The 1,139-nt window shown below is 64.4% G+C and carries 1 protein-coding gene; it reads right to left on the bottom strand.

All coding sequences use genetic code 11. The annotated features are described in order from the left end of the window. A complete protein-coding gene (locus tag ABD987_RS44505; protein ID WP_345409099.1) occupies positions 1 to 1,092 on the bottom strand; it encodes an IS630 family transposase in 1,092 nt (363 codons plus the stop codon). Positions 1,093 to 1,139 lie beyond the last annotated feature (47 nt).

Below are 1,139 nucleotides of genomic sequence, written 5' to 3'. Positions count from 1 at the left end.
CTAGTGTCCTGCGCCAGGAATCCGGTCAAGATATGAGGTGAGGCGGTCGAGGATCTCGTCGGCGTCTTTGGTCCACACGAATGGTGCGGGATTCTCGTTCCAGGTCGTGATCCAGTCGCGGATGTCGTTTTCCAAGGCACGTAAGGACTTATGGGCCGCGCGACGCAGGCGCTTGTCCGTGAGCAGCCCGAACCATCGCTCGACCTGGTTGAGCCAGGAGGAGTAGGTCGGGGTGAAGTGCATGTGGAACCGGGGATGCGCCGTCAGCCACTTGTCGATCGTGGGGTGCTTGTGGGTGGTGTAGTTGTCGCAGATCAGGTGCACGTCCACGTCGACGGGCACCTGGTTGTCCAGCTTGGCCAGAAACTTCTTGAACTCCACCGCGCGGTGACGGCGGTGGATAGAGCCGATCACCTCGCCGGTGGCCACGTCCAGTGCGGCGAACAGGGTGGTGATGCCATGCCGGATGTAGTCGTGGGTGCGGCGTTCGGGCAGGCCGGGCATCATCGGCAACACCGGCGCCGACCGGTCCAGCGCCTGGATCTGCGATTTCTCGTCGACACAGAGGACCAGCGCCTTGTCCGGAGGGTTCAGGTAGAGCCCGACGACATCGCGGACCTTGTCGATGAACTGCGGATCAGTACTGAGTTTGAACGTGTCGACTTGGTGGGGCTTGAGGTTGAACGCCTTCCAGATCCGCCCGACCGTCGACTTGGACAATCCACTCTCGGCCGCCATCGACGACCGCGACCAGTGCGTGGCATCAGCCGGGGTCCGTTCCAGCGTGGTCACCAGCACCTCCTCGACCTGCTCGTCGGTGATCTTGCGCGGGGCGCCCGGACGCGGCTCGTCCACCAAACCCTCCAGGCGCCTGTCCAGGAACCGCCGCCGCCACTTGCCCACCGTCTGCGGCCAGATCCCCAACTCGGCGGCGACGTCCTGATTGGATCCGCCGTCCGCGCACCCGAGCACGATCCGGCACCGCTGCGCCAACGCCTGCGACGATTTCGCCCGCCGCGCCCACCGCCGGAGCGTCTCGCGTTCCTCATCGGTCAACACCACAGCGGCCACCGGCCGACCCCTACCCGCCATCCGTCAACCCTACAATTAATCAACGAACTTCAGACGCAGGACACTAG

This window comes from Amycolatopsis samaneae (genome assembly GCF_039541975.1).
Taxonomy (GTDB): domain Bacteria; phylum Actinomycetota; class Actinomycetes; order Mycobacteriales; family Pseudonocardiaceae; genus Amycolatopsis; species Amycolatopsis samaneae.
The sequence above is the reverse complement of the archived record's forward strand: the minus strand, read 5'-3'. Positions and strand labels throughout refer to the sequence as shown.

Excerpts from the sequence above, each read along its gene's own strand:
- ABD987_RS44505 (WP_345409099.1), bottom strand. The coding sequence starts at position 1,092 with ATGGCGGGTAGGGGTCGGCCGGTGGCCGCTGTGGTGTTGACCGATGAG.